The organism is Lysinibacillus sp. FSL K6-0075 (genome assembly GCF_038592945.1).
In the GTDB taxonomy this organism is placed as follows: Bacteria; Bacillota; Bacilli; order Bacillales_A; family Planococcaceae; genus Lysinibacillus; species Lysinibacillus fusiformis_F.
In genome coordinates, this window is the sequence record NZ_CP151947.1 from 1,278,998 (window position 1) to 1,297,363 (window position 18,366).

The following is an 18,366-nucleotide window of genomic DNA, read 5'->3' on the forward strand; positions in this document are numbered from 1 at the left end:
ATTAAGCCTAAATATGAATAGTTTTTTACAATTTTCTATCAGATTGAAAAAAATAGTACCAACCATGTTAGATAACCTTACATGGTTGGTTGACAGTGAAAAAATTTCGTTATATGATAAGCGGGTATTGGAGGAGGACTTAAATGAGTCGTGAAATTAGACGAACTATGCCGTTATTATCGATGAGTATTGTGATGCAATTAACAGAGCTTTCGGCAAGACAAATTCGTTATTATGAAGAACACCATTTAATTGAGCCGCACCGAACAGAAGGCAATCGACGTATGTTTTCACTAAATGATGTCGATACATTGCTTGAGGTTAAAGACTACTTAGAACAGGGTATGAATATGGCGAAGATTAAAAAAATATTTGCTAAAAAGAAAAATCCTGTTGCTACAACTGATGAACAAGATTTAAGTGATTCAGAATTACGCCAAATTATGCGCGAAGAAATGCGTCAAGCACAGCGCATGCAAAAATCATCCATCCGACGAGGGGATTTATCTCGATTCTATTAATAAATAGGGTAGGGTAAACATAAAAGCTAGACAAATTATAGGAGTGTGGAAAACTGTGGGTAAATACACAAAAGAGGACATTAAACGTCTCATCGAAGAAAAAAATGTAAGCTTTATTCGTTTACAATTTACAGATATTCTTGGCACAATCAAAAACGTTGAGATTCCTGTAAGTCAATTAGACAAAGCATTAGAAAATAAAATGATGTTTGATGGCTCATCTATTGAAGGTTTCGTTCGAATCGAAGAATCTGATATGTATTTATATCCTGATCTTGATACTTTCGTAGTATTCCCTTGGACTTCTGAAAAAGGGAAAGTGGCACGTCTCATCTGTGACGTATACACTGCGAAAGGCGAACCGTTTGCTGGTGACCCACGTAACAACCTAAAACGTATTCTTAAAAAAATGGAAGAAATGGGCTTCTCAAGCTTCAATTTAGGGCCTGAGCCAGAATTCTTCTTATTCAAATTAGATGCAAAAGGAGAGCCAACGTTAGAAGTAAATGACCATGGTGGCTACTTCGACTTAGCTCCAACAGATCTTGGTGAAAACTGCCGTCGTGATATCGTATTAGAGCTAGAAGAAATGGGCTTTGAAATTGAAGCATCACACCATGAGGTAGCTCCAGGACAACACGAAATCGACTTTAAATATGCTGATGCTGTTACTGCGTGTGATAACATCCAAACATTCAAATTAGTGGTTAAAACAATTGCTCGTAAACATGGCCTACACGCTACATTTATGCCAAAACCACTATTTGGTGAAGCAGGCTCTGGTATGCACTTTAACGTGTCACTATTTAAAGGCAAGGAAAATGCGTTCTATGATGAATCTACAGAATTAGGTCTTTCTGAAACAGCTATGCAATTCATGGCGGGTGTTCTTGCACACGTACAAGGTTTCACTGCTGTAACAAATCCAACAGTTAACTCTTATAAACGTCTAGTACCAGGTTATGAAGCACCTTGTTATGTAGCTTGGTCTGCACAAAACCGTTCACCATTAATTCGTATTCCATCAGCACGTGGACTTTCAACTCGTGTAGAAGTACGTTCTGTGGACCCTTCAGCAAACCCATATTTAGCAATGGCTGTTATTTTAGAGGCAGGTCTTGAAGGTATTCGTCAAAACTTAACGCCACCAGCAGCTATTAACCGCAATATCTATGTGATGTCTGAAGAAGAGCGTCAAGCAAATGGTATTGAAAACTTACCAGCAGCACTTGATGATGCACTAACATTACTTGCTAAAGATAAAGTAGCGCAAGCAGCTTTAGGTGAGCATATTTACGCAAACTTTAAAGAAGCAAAAGAAATCGAGTTCGATATGTACCGTACAACTGTCCATCAATGGGAACGCGATCAATATTTAAAAATGTATTAATCATAAAGATACCGAGTGCCTCATAAAGGTTACTCGGTTTTTTTGTCTAAACTTATTAGGAACGATGGGGTCGTGTGACAACCCCATCGTTATTTTATGATTAGCGCATATGTTTATGATGGTGTGGCATATGGCAAGGGTTAGGTGGCATACCGCACATTGTATGTGTTTCACAGCATTCGTTAACAACAGATTCTGTGCATGGGAAATAGTACTGATGATCAATCATATGTTTGTTCACCGTTGTAACGTGTGCTGGTTGAACATGGGGAACAACCGTATGGATATAATTTGTGCGAACATATTGCTCTGGTGGTAAAAACTGTGGTGGATCATATTGCATTGGCATCATTTGGGGCGGACAGCAGTGTGGACCTTTTGCCGGATGGCGTCTTCGTTGAAACATGTTATTACCTCCTGTTTTGATAAGTTGTAGTTCATTATTAAGATATGAGATATACGTCGATAGGGTCTATTTATTTGCCTATTAATGCATAGGTAAATCTAACAAGTAACTAAAATGCTAGAAAATCTTTAATCAACTTGCCTACGCCAGTGAGTGAAATGAAAGCATTCCATGTTGTTGAAAAAAGATGATGTCAACGACAAAAAAAGCAATTTTGCAAGGCGAGGGGGGTGATTTCCGTTCCGCTAGTGTCCTTTTCGTGGGCAATGATCTGCCTCCCCTCAACCATGTTGCAAATCATACTTACAGTAGTGAACAAAATAGCCCATTATTTCTACTTTTTAGAGAAAGGGAAGGCACATATTTTCAATGTGAAGAAGTAATGAGTCATAACAATCATCTATTTGCTTGTTTTCCAACACGATGATTAGGTTGAATAATAAACGTTCTTCCTAGCGTCATTCGCTCATTGTCTAGAGCAATCGAATTGGTTCAATGTCATGAATTTTTAATTTAAAATAAATTTTTATTAAAAAAGTATGTTTTTTGAAAAAATACATATTGTCAATAAAACAAACGTACAGTATACTCTTTAATTGATAATGATTATCGTTGTCGACTATTTCTTAGGAGGAAATGTATGCCAAAATTATCACTACAAAAAAAGAATTTTTTTGTACTTTTCACACTGCTATTAACCTTCGCGTTATTATTAGTGGGTTGTGGGGAGAAATCATCGAACTCCAGTAGTTCACAAGAAAATGACAAAGCAGAAGAAAGTAACACAGAATCAGAAGCTACTAGTCGCGAGATTACACATGCTATGGGTACTACAACGATTGAAGGAACACCTACAAAAATCGTTACACTATATCAAGGTGCTACAGATGTTGCAGTAGCAATGGGCATTAAGCCAGTTGGGGTAGTAGAATCTTGGGCTGAAGCGCCTGTTTATAATTATATGAAAAATGATCTTGATGGCGTTGCAATTGTGGGACAAGAAACACAACCAAACCTTGAAGAAATTGCAAAGCTAAAACCAGATTTAATTATTGCTTCTAAAGTACGTCATGAAGAAATCTATGATCAGTTATCACAGATTGCTCCAACCGTTGCTCATGAAACAGTTTTCGATTTCAAAGGAACAGCTGAAATGATGGGTCAAGCAATGAATCAAGAAGATAAGGTGAAAGAATTACTAGGCAATTGGGATACGCGAGTTGCTGATTTCCAAATAAAAATCAAAGAGAAACTTGGCGATAAATGGCCATTCCATGTTTCCGTTGTCAACTTCAGAGCAGACCATGCTCGTATTTATGTGACAGGGTATGCGGGTTCTATTTTATCTGAGCTTGGATTCCAAGGTCCTAAAAATTTAACAGATGATTCTTTAGAAATTGTGAAGCTAACTGATAAGGAAAGCATTACACAAATGAATGCGGATGTTATTTATATGTTTATGGAAAATGATGAAACAGTGAAAAAAACTTATGAAGATTGGACAAACCATCCACTATGGAAAGAGCTTGACGCAGTGAAAGCAAATCAAGTTTACCAAGTAGATGAAATCAATTGGAATCTAGCAGGTGGCATTATTAGTGCTAATTTAATGCTAGATGATATTTATGACAAGTTTGAATTAGAAAAATAGTGAATGAGGGATGGGCTGTTAAAAGTGTTAGAGAATACTTGAATAACAGCCCTCTCATTGTAGTGTTTGAGCATAATTGAAACCTACAGCTATATGCATAAGATAAATTGTGGATCAAGAAAGTTGGCATAAAATGAGAATTATTCTTTCTAGTACCCCGATGAAACAAATAGGCTTATTCATCAGTTGTTTGATCCTTTTGCTGGCATTTATAATCAGCATAGCTATTGGTCAAACGCCCATACCTTTCTCGTCAATCTATGATGCTTTTTTTCATTTTGATGCTGCTAATAAGGAGCATGTCATTATTCGAACATCTAGATTTACAAGAGCTGTGATCGCTACAGTAGTTGGCGCAAGCCTTGCCATTGCGGGGGCATTAATGCGAGCATTAACAAGAAATCCTTTAGCAGCTCCTGATATTTTAGGTATCAATGCAGGAGCCATATTTTTTATTGTCAGTGCCATTACTCTTTTTTCCATTCAATCTTTAATGAGCTATATGTGGATTGCCTTTTTAGGAGCAGGTGCAGCGGGAGCTATGGTATTTTTCCTAGGCTCATTAGGAAGAGATGGTTTAACACCGATTAAAATAGTATTAGCTGGTGCAGCGATTACAGCTCTATTTGTCTCGTTTACGCAGGGACTTTTAGTCATTGATGAACAAGGTTTACAAAGTGTCCTGTTTTGGTTAGCGGGTTCTGTATCGGGGCGTAGCATTGAAATGCTCATACCTGTCCTACCGTTTATTTTAGTGGTTACTGTTGTGGCAATATTTATGGGGCGTTCGATAAATATTTTACAATCAGGAGATGATATTGCCAAAGGATTAGGACAACGAACAATGATGACGAAAATCACATTAGGCATCATTATTATTATACTTGCAGGCAGCTCAGTAGCGGTTGCAGGTTCAATAGGCTTTATAGGCTTGATTGTCCCCCATATGGCGATCCATCTTGTTGGGACGGATTACCGCTGGATTATTCCGTATAGTGCGGTGTTGGGAGCGATATTGCTACTGTTGGCTGATATTGCGGCGAGGTATGTGATTATGCCATTAGAAATGCCGATAGGTGTCATGACGGCCTTAATCGGAGCTCCTTTCTTCATCTATATTGCACGAAAGGGGTTAGCAAAAAATGCCTAATTATGTAACAGTTCGAACGAAATCTAATCGTATCTCTTTTCAAATTGCTAAAAGAACAGGTTGGATACTACTACTATTAAGCTTATTATTAGTCATCATAACGATTCTGGGTTTATCTGCGGGTAGCGAATTTATCCATCCTTTTACAGTGGTGAAAGAATTATTGGGCTATGGCAATGGAGATTATGATTTTGTTTTACATACATTAAGGCTTCCACGCGTATTGATGGCATTATTAGTTGGTGCTGCGCTAGGAGTTGCCGGTTTAATATTACAAGGGATTATCCGTAATCCACTTGCTGCTCCAGATATTATCGGTGTAACGAGTGGTGCATCCATGGGGGCAATTATCTTTATCGTGTACTTTATGGGGTCAGTCAGCATTCAATTTTTACCGTTAGCTGCTATTTTAGGTGCAGGCATTGTCTCCTTTATCATTTATCTACTGTCATGGAGAAAAGGCGTCACACCTATACGTATGGTGCTTATTGGTATTGGGATTTCAGCCTTAGCAAAGGCCGTTGTGACGATGTTGCTTGTGATCAGTAATGTAGCCGCAACAACGAAGGCCTATTTATGGCTGACAGGTAGTTTGTATGGGGCGAATATGCAGGATGTCTATTTGCTATTACCATGGCTAGTTATTTTATTACCACTAACATTTATTTTAGCAAGAACGGTGAATGTGAAGGAATTAGGCGATGAAATAGCGATAGGGCTAGGTGTAAAAGTGCAAGTGTATCGTTTGCTTTTTCTACTCATTAGTGTGATGCTAGCTGGCTCTGCTGTCGCTTTTGCTGGTGGCATTGCCTTTGTTGGATTAGTGGCCCCTCATATGAGCAGAATGCTTGTAGGGCGTTCCTTTGCAGGGTTAATTCCTGTGACAGCTATTATAGGTGGAATCATTGTCATTGTAGCTGATATTGTGGCACGAACAGCCTTTTTACCAAAGGATTTACCAACAGGTGTCTTTACTGCTGCAATTGGCGCACCATTCTTTATTTATTTATTATTTAGAACGCGCAATCAATAAAGCTTCATGATAAAAAAGTTAAAAGCGTGAGAAGAAGGTGACAGGATTTTGAAAAATGTTTTAGAGGCACAAAATTTACATGTAAGCTATGGTGAAAATCTTATATTGGAAGATTTGAATCTTCAAATACCAAAAGGGAAAATTACGGTACTAGTAGGGGCCAACGGTTGTGGGAAATCTACGCTACTACGAACGTTTGCACGGCTACAAAAAGCGAAGTCGGGTGAAATTTTCTTAGATGATAATAAACTCGATGCCATTTCAACGAAAGAGGTGGCGAAACGTTTAGCTATTCTACCGCAGGGGCCTGTTGCGCCAGAAGGATTAACCGTTCAGCAATTGATTAAACAAGGTCGTTATCCGCATCAGAGCTGGTTAAAGCAATGGTCTACAGAGGATGAAAAAATTGTGAACAATGCACTTGAGGTAACGCAGATGACTGAATTTGCGGATCGACCAGTAGATGCATTATCAGGTGGTCAGCGGCAGCGTGTATGGATTGCCATGACATTGGCTCAAAAAACAGATCTTATTTTACTAGATGAACCTACAACTTATTTAGATATGGCTCACCAAGTAGAAATTTTAGATTTACTATTTGATTTAAATGAAAATGAAGGCCGTACAGTCGTTATGGTATTGCACGATTTAAACTTAGCCTGTCGCTATGCCCATCATATTGTGGCGGTGCGTAATAAACAGGTCTATGCGCAAGGCAAGCCAGAGGAAGTAGTGACAGCTGAGATGGTACAAGAAGTTTTTCGTATGGATTGTACCATTATTGAAGATCCAATATTTGGTACACCATTATGTGTTCCACATGGCAAGGGACGAACAGTTCAAACCAAGGAACTAGAGGAGGTAGGCATCAGTTGAGCTTAATACTGTCAGCTGAAGAATCATCCGTGCTACTACGAGATTATCGATTGACGATAGAGCCAGCAGTAGACGCTACTTATTCTATATGTGCCCAAAGTTTATTGGATACTGAACAAGCGCTAGATTATTTACAAAAAATTGCTCACTTCTTCCATTCGCCATCTACACTAGTTACGGCATCGTTATTTGCGAAGCGCTATAGCGTCTTAACGATGGCTTCAGCATTCTATGCTATGTCCAGATACGATAAAGGACTACAGTGTGGAATCGAAAATACATGGGTAGAAGCCGAATATGCGAAGCCATGGCTTCCAAATATTCGGCTAATCGATAGCACAGTGTCAATACCTACTGAAGACCGTGAAAAATGGCGTGATGAGGTTCTTAGAGAAATCTTTGCGAATAATTTAGCGAAGGTGTGGCAGTCATTAGCGAAAATAAGTAAAATCCCAAAATCAATCTTATGGGAAAACACAGCTATTTATGTGAATTGGCTCTATGAAACGAAAATAAGGGAAGGGGCCAGCGAGCAAGAAAAGGTTCGTATACAAGAGGATTATCACTATATTGTAAACCTAGCACCAGGCACCCTTTTTGGTGAAAGAAAAAATCCTTTGACGAACTATTGTGGGCCTAAAGTGACCATCAAAGAATCGGAGCAACCTGTACGCTTTAGAAAAACATGTTGTTTCTATTATCATACCTCTGATGAAGCAAATGATTATTGTATCTCCTGTCCAAAAATAAAAAGACAATCATAACCTCAACAAAATATTCTACCACTAAGAGTGAATAAACACTGATGAAGTCATATAAGTGTTTATTCACTTTTTCTATCTTTGTAAAATCTAGCATGCCAATAAAACTTCTTTATCAGAATGCTTTCTAAATGTGAACGTTAATCTATAACACATTGTCTTGACTATCAATACCTGCTAATAAATATGGGATTGCAGATTTGATAAATTCTTCGGGCTGTCTCTCCTGATGATTATTTTTCCATTCTATAGAAGCACCATAGATTCCCCAGCTTAATATAACCGCAGTCATTTTTAGCGCTTCGTTCTCAGTCGTTGCATGTTGTTTCAATAACATCTTGTAAAAAATAATTTCAAGCTGTTCTCTAATAATACGAGCAATCGTCTCTTCATAGCCTCTATGACACCGATTGGATAATGACTTTTGAAAATTAGTTATTGCTTTAAAGATAATAACGAAAGCTTCTTCATTAAGTTCATTATGTTGAAGGAAATCATCATTCAAATTAACTAACAAAACTTCTGATAATACCTTCTCTAACAAATCATATATATCTTCGAAATGATAATAAAAAGTCGCACGATTAATCATGGCCTCTGTCGTAATATCCTTAACCGTAATATCCTTGAATTCTTTTTTACTAGAAAGTTCAATGAAAGAATCCATAATTAATTTACGCGTACGTATAACGCGAAGGTCTGTCTTAGGTGAGGTCATTTTAGTGTCACTCCTTTTTTAAACAATTTCTTAAATGTGTTGTATAAACAACGCATCGAATAGATTATTGGTTTCTTGATGATTTTATTATGAATAAAATACAAGTGTAAGGCAAATGAGAGAGTAATATTTCTATGCTTAATTCAGGTAAGAAACGAGGAAAATAAAATGAAGAACAATCCTATGATTTGTGATTTAGAGACAGGTGTATGTGGAGTAGCTGGAGAGGAGGAATTCGGAATGATTGATTCTAATCAACCAAAGAAATCCGTTGAAGTATATTATGTAACTGATCCGATTTGCTCTCATTGTTGGGCGCTTGAGCCTGTTCTTCGCCGTTTTATCGAGCAGTACGGCCACTATTTTAACTTTCATACGATAATGGGAGGATTACTAGAAAAATGGGGTGATGGTCCAGTTGATCCTGCAAATGGAATATCAGGACCTGCCGATGTTGTGGGACACTGGAGAGAAGTTGGTGCATATTACCGCATGCCAATTGATGGAACAGTCATGATTGACAATCCAGTTCAATCATCCTACCCACCATCTCGAGTATTTAAAGTGATTCAAAAAAATCATCATGATGCTATAGCCTATGAATATTTGCGCAGAGCAAGAGAAGCACTATTCATATTCAATCAAAATATTGCAGAAAAATCCGTTATGATTGACATTGTAAATAAACTTGGTCTTGATGGAGAGGCCATTGTAAACGAATCACAACAAACAACCGGACAGCAGTTATTAAATGAAGATTTTGACCGTACAAGAAACCTAGGTGTTAGAGGGTTTCCAACTATTATTATGATGAATGAGGACAATAAAGGCTTAAAAATTGTTGGTGGGCGTCCATTTGTAAACTATGTGGATGGACTAAAACAGGTTCTCCATATCGAGGAACTGCAACCAAAACAACAGCCATCTCTTTTAAGCTTGCTCGAAAAAGAAAAGCTACTATTTTCGAAAGAAATTGAAGTCATGTATGATCTGGAAAAATCAGAGGTTACGTCTTATGTGAAAAAAGAGCTTTCATCAGATCAATATGAAATGAAGGAAATGCTTGGTGAATGTTATATTACGACTAAATAATAAGGAGAATGGCAATGACATACGTATTACAGGTGGATTTTAAAATGGATGGACCATTTGGAGAAGACATGGCAGAAGCATTTTCGGATCTAGCAAGAAGTATTAGTGAAGAGAAAGGACTTTTGTGGAAAATTTGGACGGAGAGCCCTGAAACAAACGAAGCAGGCGGAATCTACATGTTCGAAACAAAACACGCTGCTGAACAATATTTAGAAATGCATTCAAAAAGATTAGCTGAATTTGGAATCACAAATATCAACGCAAAGATCTTTGCTATCAATTCAAAACTGACTGAAATCACGAAAGGTCCAGTAAAACATTAAAAAATCGTTGATGCAATAATAGAATTGCTATCTAAATCAAGGAGTCTAATTTCTTATAAAGAAGTTAGGCTTTTATATATTATGGATGGTCAGTAAATGAAAAAACAATGGATATATAAATATTCAGAATATTGCGAGGTTGAACCAACTAGCGTGTAGCGTTTACAATAGTTTTATAACAGATTTATGTTATAAAAACATGAATAATTTGAGTGTTTTTCTGTTTAATGCTCCATACTTCAAAGCTTTTAAAAACGTTCTATAACAGAAGGAGGAATGAGGTAGTGAATGAAAACAACATATATTTGTTTGTATAGTAGTACAACGATGGACAAATAAATGCTTCTTATAAACACTATTCGAATTGTTGTAATGAAAAATACATAAATTATTGAGATTAATAGAGATGAGGCTTTATAAAAAATGAAAAAATATTCTGTTTCTACATATTTTTATTTCATTATTCCTTCTTTAATTGGTATCTTCCTATTTATGACCCCCATTTTAACGGTAGAGGGCTGGAAAGTGCCTATTGCCATTTTAGCCAATATTTTAGCGGGTAATGTGGCTCCAGTCATTAGTTATTTTACAATTATAATGTTTGCAATATCTGCAATTGGTGCACTTATAGCGAAATTTATACCTCGTAAAAATGCGAAAGAACCTAGTATTTTAGATACATTGTTTTATGTTAATTGGTTTTGGACAATTACTCGTTTTATCGGTTTAGTCTTTGCTTCAATGGTGGTCTTCAATTTTGGACCTTCTGCCATCAATAATGAAAATACGGGTGGACTCCTAATGGATCCAAATGGGGGACTTGTGACGTTTTTGTTTACCATTTTTTTGTTTGCAGGTTTTCTTTTACCATTTTTAACAAACTTCGGTTTACTTGAATTTTTCGGGACAATGATGGTGAAAATTATGCGACCTCTTTTTAAAAGTCCAGGACGTTCATCAATTGATGCTCTTACGTCATGGGTTGGCGATGGCACAATAGGTGTGTTAATGACAAGTAAACAATATGAGATGGGGAACTACACAAAAAAAGAAGCTGCGATTATTGCTACAAGTTTCTCGGTAGTGTCTATCACATTCTGTATCGTTGTATTGGATACGGTACATTTGGCACGCTATTTTATTCCTTATTATTTGACAGTAGTCCTTTGTGGAATTGTATTAGCCATTATTATGCCTCGAATCTATCCACTTGCGAAGAAGGAGGATACGTATATAGATGGGACACCAGTAGATTATTCACGTGAGAAATTACCTGAGGGCTATAATTCCGTCTCACATGGCTTAGAAAATGCACTTGCTATTGCGCATGCAAATCGTGATCCTCGAAAATTTTTAAAAGATGGCTCTAGAAACGTAATTGATTTATGGGTAGGTGTTGCGCCTATCGTTATGGCTTTTGGGACAATTGCCTTAATGCTTGCTGAATTTACAAGTATTTTTGCGATTTTAGGAAAGCCGTTTGAGCCAATTTTAACCGTACTTGGCTTGCCTGAAGCCGCTGAAGCAGCGCAAACAATGGTCGTTGGCTTTGCCGATATGTTTCTACCTTCTATTTTAGGTGCGGGCATTGAATCGGATGTTACTAGATTTGTCATTGCTGTTGTTTCTGTGTCACAGCTGATCTATATGTCTGAGGTAGGTGGACTTATTTTAGGTACAAAAATTCCATTGAAGTTTTTCGATTTAGTCGTCTTATTTATACTACGTACGCTCATTTCTCTTCCAATTGCCGCATTGGTAGGTCACTTACTTTTCTAACTAAAATGCCAAGTTTTAAATGGACTTGGCATTTTTCGTAAACGGATTGTGATTGGTTTTCTTTACACGTTTCCATAACAGAAGCATGTAGATAAAGAGCACAAAAATGATAAGATAGGCACTTAACATGGAGCCTTCCGTATTTCCCATAAAATTGAAAAAATTATTCAAGCCATGGAAAAGAATCGTCACGATAATCGATTGACCATCTAATACAAGCAATGCTAGAACAAAGCCAACTAAAAGGGCATAGATGATTTGAACAATCGTATCTTCTAGAGATTGACCACCTAGTAATTGTAGCGCATGTGTGATGCCAAACAATATACTAGAAACCCAGACAGCAGTGAATGTTCCTTTTGTTAATAGCATTCGTAGCATAATGCCTCTAAATACAGTCTCCTCTATAAACGCTACAATGAAGATTTGCATGATAAACATGACAATGAAATCACTAATAGATGTCATATTCAATCCTTTTGTACTCACTAAAATGATACATAAAATAATAAGGAGCGGTAAGGTGATGAAGAAATGATTCTTTTTAATAGGAAGAAAGAAATATTTTTGCCAGTTCTTTTTCATTCCTGTATAGATGAAGAGACCCAATGCGAATGGGATTAACAGTGCAAACTGTAGAAAAGGGCTTGTAGGTTGTTTAATGGAAACAAAGGCACCGTTTAAAACATAGAAAAATATGAGCAGAAACTCTAAGGCAATTATTTTCATCAGCACATTTTTGTTCATTCTATTACCTTCCTCCTATTCTGTATTTATACAGGATTCACAGAAACCTTTCGGATGCTAGCTGCAATAACTAAATAGAGTAAGATACTAAAAATAAACAGGCTACCTAAAATGCCTAATATGGATGATTGGGCTAAAAGCTCATACAACGGAGAATACCATTCAAAGATCACCATTAATATAGGAATCAATGCTAGTAAACCAATTAAGCTATAGCCACCAAGTATGCCTAAGCGATAAAAAACAACGTTAAGGAGAAGGCCAGAACTAAGACAAAATAGTAGTAAGACCGTATCCAATACTACGGTTTGTAAAAATGAATGGGTGATATCAAAAAATAGGATAGGGTGGATAATTATAATATCCTTGATATTGAATAGCGTAGAAACATAGGAAATGATTTGATGTGCACTCGCAATAATGAAGGCACCGATTAGACTCCAGCTAATGAAAAATAGTCCGACATATAACATATATTGCTGGCGACTTAATCCTAGCTTTAAAAAATAGGGTAAGGTTTTATTTAGAAGCTTTGTTGCCATCGTACTGTAAAAAATATAGACTGGAATCGAAATAGTCATAGCAAAAGATACATATTGACCAAAAAATGCATCTAAGAAAAATGACAAAAGCACGATAGAAAATAAAATGCTCCAAAAAATAATATTTTGCTTCTTATAGCTTTGAAATAAGATATAAAAACTACCTCTCATTGTGTTCATCGCCCAAACCTCACTTTCTGTTTACTTAAATAGACAAGCATATCTTGAAGAGAAACAGATTCAATCGAGATGTTTTGACCTTCTATGGATTGACCATTTGCAAAAACAACAGCTGTCATTTCTTGCATAAATGTATGCTGATAGATTACTTGTAAATCGCCAATTGCTACAGCAACATCTGAGGCATTGCCTTTTACAGCCACAATATGCTCTCGCCATTCATCAGTGGTCTTTTGGAGCAAAAGCTCGCCCTCATGTAGAATAAAAATTTCCTCAAATAGCTCGCTCGCCTCATCGATTAAATGTGTGGATAAAATAAATAATCGAGGATTTTCTGTTTGCTGCTCAATTAACAAATCATAAAACATATTACGTGCAGCTACATCTAAACCGATATACGGTTCATCAAAGATAGTAATGGATGCACAACTCGCAAAGCCCGTAATAATTCCAAGTGCAGATACCATTCCTTTTGAAAGATTCCGCACTTTATCTTTTGGATTCAGGGCAAATACTTGGAGCAGTTCCTGTGCTAGCTCTTCATCCCATTTTGGATAAAAGAAGCGATTGGCCTTTAATGTTTGGGCAATGGTCATTTCTTCTTGAAAATTGCCACTTTCAGCGATAAAGCAAATATCACGTAATGTAGAAGGGGCATTGAAAACATTTTCTCCGTTAACTAAAATTTCACCACTTGTTGTAGTGATGAGTCCTGATAATAGATTTAAAAAAGTTGTTTTACCAGCTCCGTTATGGCCTAAAAAGCCAATAATTTTTGGACCCTCCATAGTGAAAGTGACATTTTTCAAAGCTGATTTATGTTTATAGCATTTCGTGACATTGTTCACATTGATTTTCATTCATGATCCCCCTTGTAGTAGTTGTTGTAACTCTTCATCTGAAATGCCTAGACGTCTCGCTTCTTTTTTCAATGGTTCAATATGTTGCTGGAAGAAGTTTTCTTTACGCTCAGTAATTAAAATATCTTTGGCGCCCTCATGTACAAACATGCCGACACCCCTCTTTTTATAAATGACACCCTTATCCACTAATTCATTCACGCCTTTCCCAGCAGTTGCAGGATTAATCTGATATTCTTTGGCAAAGTCATTCGTAGATGGAATGCGATCTTCAGGCTGTAGCTGTCCATCTAGAATGGCATCTTCTATTCTTTCGCGAATTTGTTGGAAAATGGGCTTTTCGTTATTTAAAGAATGAATCACAATCCACCTCACTTGTTAGTTGGTTAATTACTTGTGTAACTAACCATATAACTTATGGCGTCAACTGTCAATCACTTGGCAAAAAAATTCTGTACACAATCATCAAAAAAGCCTTCTCATTCTTGAGAGGGCTTTTGATGAGATTTTCCTATCAGATAGGCACTGAAAGGAATAAAAGAAATGATTTTGATGAGCAACATACAGACAAGTAAACTGGATAAAAAAAGAGAAGTGACTTGAAGGAAGGGAGTGGGTAGTAATGCGCTATAGGGTGCTATATATTCTTGAATTAGCCAGTGAATTAAAAAGATCCCAAAGGAATAGCGACTTAAAATAGGGATAAAAGGGAGTTTGGGCAAAATTTGTGCAAATGCTAGGATGCAAAACGTCATCGCCAATACGAATAGCATCATATCAATTCTTCTTGATGTAATCTGTTGGGCACCTAAATAATAATTTGTATATAAAATCGCCATTGCAAGTAGGACAGCTAGCACTGTGAAAAATTTATATCGGACGAGATAGTGGGCGATTTTTTCATAATGACTTCCCATCATATAGGCTAGTGCAAAATAAGGGAGCCAGCCTACAAAAAGTAGGCGCATAAAATGTTCATTCTGGATGAAATAATCTATCTTTACATTTGCCAGTGTCATATAGAAAATACCAAGCAAAAACATAATAGGCGTGAACCAGATACTAGATAGCTGAAATTTTTTGACTAAAAAAAAGAGTATATAGAGCTGAAAGATAGTCATGACAAACCAACCCGAAAAATCTCCTAACACAATATGACGATATAATGCATCCCAAAAGCTTTCATCATAATGAAAGGCTGCGTTAGCGGCATATAAAATGCCAGCTGCTACAAACGGTATGACAATAAACTGAAAACGACGCCATAAAAAATGGGGAGGAAGCTGGTGTTGATAGCGTTTCGCTAATATTAAAATGGATAATAAGATAAAAGTCGGTGTAGCGAAACATAACAATAATCTAAAAAACTGGTAGTATGGCTGTTCTATATAGCCATTCATAATTTCAATATTGGTTGTAGCATGTAATAACACAATACTTAAGCAAGCCATTACCCTTACTGCGTTCCACTCATACACCATCTCCATCACCCTCATTTTCAGTAAATTGGTGGACATCTCGCTACAGCGATGCAACCTAACTAAATATATGAACATGTCATTCATGATAAAACCTGTCTTTCTTTCAACGTCTGAAAATAGTTTGCATCACAAAATATTATTAAAAAATCCTAGTAACATGGCGAGAGTTCCATTTTTGCATATGTGTCACATAACCATTATGCATATACTGTGGCAAGAGGGGGGGAGGTGAGCTTTTATGAGAATCAATTGGAAGGTTCGTCTTCAACATATTCCATTTTTACTAGGGCTATTTTCATTGCTACTCCTACTCGCACAACAAGTAGCAGCGATTTTTGGCTATGATTTTACAGGGGTGATGAGTGAGCAAATGTCATCTATTTTAAATACAGTTTTATCCATTCTTGTGTTAATGGGTGTCATTGTAGATCCAACCACACGGGGCACCAGTGATAGTGAGCGTGCCTTAATGTATCGGAGACCGAGATAAAATAAACAAAAAGTGTAATTTTACAATAAGGATAAATATGTTATACTGTTAGAAAATTGATAAAGTGGGGAGGATGATTGAATGTCTGTTGAATTGGAGCGAAGAATTGCTAAGCTCGAGGAGGAAATGGCAGATTTACGTCAGGAGTTGTCTTTATTAAAAGGCTCACAAAGCGCTGAAAAAATAAATACTCTTGATGCCAGACAGTCGATGATCAAGCAATCAGAACCAATAAAACCAAAACCAGTACTGGAGTCGAAGCCTATCCCGACTAAAGTAACGGAAAAAGAAGTGCAACCACAGCCATCGATGGAGGAACGTGTTATGTGGGCACTTCCAAAAGTATTCATGGTTATTTTAGTAATGGGCGTACTTTGGGGTCTAAAACTTGTAAGTGATTATGGTTATTTATCGAATGGCGTGAAAATCATCCTTGCCTATGCACTATCGGTAGGGTTAGCGGTTATAGCCTATGCACTAGAACGTAGAAAAGTAGGCTCAACGGCGATAACGATCTCTTTATACGGTGGGGCATTTATTGTTGGTATTTTAACAACTGCAGCGAGTGCCATTTTATACGAAATCATTGGTCTTACCCCAGCACTAGGCATTACGCTACTTTATATAGCCTATGGTATCGCCATTAGCTATATGAAGAAAAATGAAGCACTAACTGTTTTTGTTGCCTTTACATCATTATTACTGCCTTATTTACTAGAATATATGGATTTTAGTGCCGTCATTATCTTACTATTTGTGATCGTCTTGTTTGCTGCATTGCAATGGGTCATTTATCAGCACAAGCAAAAGCTAGCCCTTTATATTGCCACATTCTTTTCGGTGCTAGCGGTGAGCGTTGTAGCGTTTATGAATAGTGATCAGCAAGTAGTTTTCGCACTTGGTTTGATTGCAATTTTAGCAATCTTTTATGCAATTTGGTGCCTACTGTATAATGCACAATCAAAATGGAAGCCTCTTCACATCGGCGTCCAATTTTCTTTAGGCTCATTTAGTTTATTACTGCTGAACCTGATCATCCGTTCACTTGAGAATGGTGAAATGCTACTCCTTATCTTAATGGTTTTATTTGGAGCACTAGCGTTTTATAGCTATCGCCAAAAATGGCAGGAAGTATTGGATAGTGCTGTGACACTTGCGTTTATCACCTTCTGCAATATGATACTGCTATTGAACATACCGAATAAAGTGGATGATTTATTGTATCCACTCATCGCATTTGCAGGTGTGATGATGAGTTTAAGAATACGTGCAAGTATGATGAAGGTCGTCACTTCGCTTTCTCTTGTGATGACATTTACACTAAACTTCTTCTTTCATGAACCAAGTCCATTTTTCAGCATAGATCATTTAAGCTTGTTTATGCCAATCATCTATTTCATCATTATTTATTTATATGCAAGACGTCCAAAAGAGACACTCTCACCTTTTGAAAAGGTCATGAAGGATTTGTATGTAATCGATATTTTAGCAGTGGTCACAACTGGCTATTTCTTAGCCTATATTAGCAAACTAGATACCGTTTATTTTGCAGCAACAAATGACATTCCATACATGGTGTGTATCGTATTAGCTGCCTTATTTACTGGCTCTCTATTTGTAGAGGAAACCTATAAAGGACGTGCTTTAACGCCAGTTCTCGGTGCATTTTTCCTACTAGTCTCCTTGATGATCGGCACTAGACTGACAATGTTGGAAAGCTTCAATAGTATTACTAGATTAATTTATATAGCAGTCATTGTAGCAATCATCGTGGATGTGCTTGTAAAAGGAATTATTTATCGATTGTACGAGGATCGTCTAGGGAAATATGTGGACGCCATTGTAAGCGGTGGTGTCGTGCTCACGATGATTTCCATATGGGGGCTAATCCATCAATTCACGTATAACAACGTCCTTGATTGGAAGCTAAGTATCGCCCTTGCAACCATTACATTATTCTTAACAGCCAGTGTTTCACTATGGATTAGTTCCACACATCATTTAAAAACACTGCGCACAACCGGCTTTATTATTTTAGTCATCGCATTTATTAAGCTAATTTTCTTTGACTTATCTGCCCTTGATTTATTGATTAGAGCTGTTCTATTTATTACCATTGGTGGTATTGGGATGCTGTTGTCGGGTAGGTTGTTGAGGAAAAAGGAGTAAAATAAATGGATATGGTTGTCAGTATAAGGTAGCCATCAAATACAAAACACCAAAGCGTATACCATTTATTGTAAAGATGTTAATAGGAAAGATGAAAAAACAGCCAAATGAGAGTTGGATTTCTCATTGGCTGTTTTCAATTGTCTAGAAAATCATAAAGATTCGCATTATGAATTATTTTCGTTGTTGTATATCAA

Annotated in this window: 19 protein-coding genes; 12 read left to right on the forward strand and 7 right to left on the reverse strand. The window is 37.0% G+C overall.

The window, feature by feature from the left end; all coding sequences use genetic code 11:
* Window positions 1–143 precede the first annotated feature (143 nt).
* On the forward strand, window positions 144–521 hold the full coding sequence (locus MHB65_RS05960; protein WP_004225812.1) for a MerR family transcriptional regulator: 378 nt from the start codon (window positions 144–146) through the stop codon (window positions 519–521).
* Between the two features lie 55 nt (window positions 522–576).
* Window positions 577–1,911 (forward strand): type I glutamate--ammonia ligase, encoded by a 1,335-nt coding sequence (glnA, locus tag MHB65_RS05965; protein ID WP_205442068.1) that lies wholly within the window; start codon window positions 577–579, stop codon window positions 1,909–1,911.
* A 100-nt stretch (window positions 1,912–2,011) separates the two neighbouring features.
* Here the strand turns inward: glnA and MHB65_RS05970 are convergent, their stop codons facing one another.
* The gene (locus tag MHB65_RS05970; RefSeq protein ID WP_016991980.1) at window positions 2,012–2,317 is read right to left on the reverse strand and encodes a CotD family spore coat protein; all 306 of its coding nucleotides are present in this window, start codon (window positions 2,315–2,317) and stop codon (window positions 2,012–2,014) included.
* A 640-nt stretch (window positions 2,318–2,957) separates the two neighbouring features.
* On the opposite strand from MHB65_RS05970, the gene MHB65_RS05975 reads away from it, so the two are divergent.
* The 5 genes from MHB65_RS05975 (at window position 2,958) to MHB65_RS05995 (ending at window position 7,791) form a co-directional block, all read left to right on the forward strand.
* Window positions 2,958–3,968 (forward strand): iron-siderophore ABC transporter substrate-binding protein, encoded by a 1,011-nt coding sequence (locus tag MHB65_RS05975; protein WP_342442757.1) that lies wholly within the window; start codon window positions 2,958–2,960, stop codon window positions 3,966–3,968.
* A 133-nt stretch (window positions 3,969–4,101) separates the two neighbouring features.
* Window positions 4,102–5,118: an iron ABC transporter permease gene (locus tag MHB65_RS05980; protein WP_342442758.1), complete on the forward strand. Its 1,017-nt coding sequence runs from the start codon at window positions 4,102–4,104 to the stop codon at window positions 5,116–5,118.
* Entirely contained in the window at window positions 5,111–6,151 is a 1,041-nt protein-coding gene (locus MHB65_RS05985) for an iron ABC transporter permease (protein ID WP_205442071.1), read from the forward strand. The genes MHB65_RS05980 and MHB65_RS05985 overlap by 8 nt, the downstream gene beginning before the upstream one ends.
* Window positions 6,152–6,199: 48 nt before the next feature.
* Window positions 6,200–7,027: an ABC transporter ATP-binding protein gene (locus MHB65_RS05990; protein ID WP_205442072.1), complete on the forward strand. Its 828-nt coding sequence runs from the start codon at window positions 6,200–6,202 to the stop codon at window positions 7,025–7,027.
* A complete protein-coding gene (locus tag MHB65_RS05995; RefSeq protein ID WP_342442759.1) occupies window positions 7,024–7,791 on the forward strand; it encodes an IucA/IucC family C-terminal-domain containing protein in 768 nt (255 codons plus the stop codon). Before MHB65_RS05990 ends, MHB65_RS05995 begins: the two co-directional genes overlap by 4 nt.
* A gap of 142 nt (window positions 7,792–7,933) precedes the next feature.
* Here the strand turns inward: MHB65_RS05995 and MHB65_RS06000 are convergent, their stop codons facing one another.
* Window positions 7,934–8,506: a TetR/AcrR family transcriptional regulator gene (locus MHB65_RS06000; RefSeq protein ID WP_342442760.1), complete on the reverse strand. Its 573-nt coding sequence runs from the start codon at window positions 8,504–8,506 to the stop codon at window positions 7,934–7,936.
* Window positions 8,507–8,674: 168 nt separating this feature from the next.
* Here MHB65_RS06000 and MHB65_RS06005 point away from each other — a divergent pair, with 168 nt between their 5' ends.
* The 3 genes from MHB65_RS06005 to MHB65_RS06015 all read left to right on the forward strand — a co-directional run bounded on the left by MHB65_RS06005 (window position 8,675) and on the right by MHB65_RS06015 (window position 11,700).
* Window positions 8,675–9,598 carry a DsbA family protein gene (locus MHB65_RS06005; RefSeq protein WP_342442761.1) on the forward strand — a complete coding sequence of 308 codons (924 nt, stop codon included), beginning with the start codon at window positions 8,675–8,677 and terminating at the stop codon, window positions 9,596–9,598.
* A 14-nt stretch (window positions 9,599–9,612) separates the two neighbouring features.
* Window positions 9,613–9,921 carry a monooxygenase gene (locus tag MHB65_RS06010; protein ID WP_342442762.1) on the forward strand — a complete coding sequence of 103 codons (309 nt, stop codon included), beginning with the start codon at window positions 9,613–9,615 and terminating at the stop codon, window positions 9,919–9,921.
* A 423-nt stretch (window positions 9,922–10,344) separates the two neighbouring features.
* Window positions 10,345–11,700, forward strand: coding sequence for a YjiH family protein (locus MHB65_RS06015; protein WP_205442078.1), 1,356 nt, complete (start codon window positions 10,345–10,347; stop codon window positions 11,698–11,700).
* A 15-nt stretch (window positions 11,701–11,715) separates the two neighbouring features.
* Here MHB65_RS06015 and MHB65_RS06020 read toward each other — a convergent pair whose 3' ends face one another.
* The 5 genes from MHB65_RS06020 to MHB65_RS06040 form a co-directional block, all read right to left on the reverse strand.
* Window positions 11,716–12,447, reverse strand: a complete 732-nt coding sequence (locus MHB65_RS06020) for a CPBP family intramembrane glutamic endopeptidase (RefSeq protein WP_342442763.1) — start codon at window positions 12,445–12,447, stop codon at window positions 11,716–11,718.
* 26 nt (window positions 12,448–12,473) lie between these two features.
* On the reverse strand, window positions 12,474–13,169 hold the full coding sequence (locus MHB65_RS06025) for a hypothetical protein (RefSeq protein WP_342442764.1): 696 nt from the start codon (window positions 13,167–13,169) through the stop codon (window positions 12,474–12,476).
* On the reverse strand, window positions 13,166–14,029 hold the full coding sequence (locus MHB65_RS06030; RefSeq protein WP_342442765.1) for an ABC transporter ATP-binding protein: 864 nt from the start codon (window positions 14,027–14,029) through the stop codon (window positions 13,166–13,168). Before MHB65_RS06030 ends, MHB65_RS06025 begins: the two co-directional genes overlap by 4 nt.
* Window positions 14,030–14,392 carry a GntR family transcriptional regulator gene (locus MHB65_RS06035; protein WP_342442766.1) on the reverse strand — a complete coding sequence of 121 codons (363 nt, stop codon included), beginning with the start codon at window positions 14,390–14,392 and terminating at the stop codon, window positions 14,030–14,032.
* 116 nt (window positions 14,393–14,508) lie between these two features.
* Window positions 14,509–15,510, reverse strand: coding sequence for an acyltransferase family protein (locus MHB65_RS06040; RefSeq protein WP_342442767.1), 1,002 nt, complete (start codon window positions 15,508–15,510; stop codon window positions 14,509–14,511).
* A gap of 238 nt (window positions 15,511–15,748) precedes the next feature.
* Here MHB65_RS06040 and MHB65_RS06045 point away from each other — a divergent pair, with 238 nt between their 5' ends.
* The gene (locus MHB65_RS06045; protein WP_016991985.1) at window positions 15,749–16,000 is read left to right on the forward strand and encodes a phage holin; all 252 of its coding nucleotides are present in this window, start codon (window positions 15,749–15,751) and stop codon (window positions 15,998–16,000) included.
* 81 nt (window positions 16,001–16,081) lie between these two features.
* A complete protein-coding gene (locus tag MHB65_RS06050) occupies window positions 16,082–18,169 on the forward strand; it encodes a DUF2339 domain-containing protein (RefSeq protein ID WP_342442768.1) in 2,088 nt (695 codons plus the stop codon).
* Window positions 18,170–18,366 lie beyond the last annotated feature (197 nt).

Excerpts from the sequence above, each read along its gene's own strand:
- MHB65_RS06025 (WP_342442764.1), bottom strand. The coding sequence starts at position 13,169 with ATGAACACAATGAGAGGTAGTTTTTATATCTTATTTCAAAGCTATAAG.
- MHB65_RS05985 (WP_205442071.1), top strand. The coding sequence starts at position 5,111 with ATGCCTAATTATGTAACAGTTCGAACGAAATCTAATCGTATCTCTTTT.
- MHB65_RS06005 (WP_342442761.1), top strand. The coding sequence starts at position 8,675 with ATGAAGAACAATCCTATGATTTGTGATTTAGAGACAGGTGTATGTGGA.
- MHB65_RS06030 (WP_342442765.1), bottom strand. The coding sequence starts at position 14,029 with ATGAAAATCAATGTGAACAATGTCACGAAATGCTATAAACATAAATCA.
- MHB65_RS05960 (WP_004225812.1), top strand. The coding sequence starts at position 144 with ATGAGTCGTGAAATTAGACGAACTATGCCGTTATTATCGATGAGTATT.
- MHB65_RS05970 (WP_016991980.1), bottom strand. The coding sequence starts at position 2,317 with ATGTTTCAACGAAGACGCCATCCGGCAAAAGGTCCACACTGCTGTCCG.
- MHB65_RS05980 (WP_342442758.1), top strand. The coding sequence starts at position 4,102 with ATGAGAATTATTCTTTCTAGTACCCCGATGAAACAAATAGGCTTATTC.
- MHB65_RS06015 (WP_205442078.1), top strand. The coding sequence starts at position 10,345 with ATGAAAAAATATTCTGTTTCTACATATTTTTATTTCATTATTCCTTCT.
- MHB65_RS05975 (WP_342442757.1), top strand. The coding sequence starts at position 2,958 with ATGCCAAAATTATCACTACAAAAAAAGAATTTTTTTGTACTTTTCACA.
- MHB65_RS06045 (WP_016991985.1), top strand. The coding sequence starts at position 15,749 with ATGAGAATCAATTGGAAGGTTCGTCTTCAACATATTCCATTTTTACTA.
- MHB65_RS06000 (WP_342442760.1), bottom strand. The coding sequence starts at position 8,506 with ATGACCTCACCTAAGACAGACCTTCGCGTTATACGTACGCGTAAATTA.
- MHB65_RS06010 (WP_342442762.1), top strand. The coding sequence starts at position 9,613 with ATGACATACGTATTACAGGTGGATTTTAAAATGGATGGACCATTTGGA.
- MHB65_RS06040 (WP_342442767.1), bottom strand. The coding sequence starts at position 15,510 with ATGGTGTATGAGTGGAACGCAGTAAGGGTAATGGCTTGCTTAAGTATT.
- MHB65_RS06020 (WP_342442763.1), bottom strand. The coding sequence starts at position 12,447 with ATGAACAAAAATGTGCTGATGAAAATAATTGCCTTAGAGTTTCTGCTC.
- MHB65_RS06050 (WP_342442768.1), top strand. The coding sequence starts at position 16,082 with ATGTCTGTTGAATTGGAGCGAAGAATTGCTAAGCTCGAGGAGGAAATG.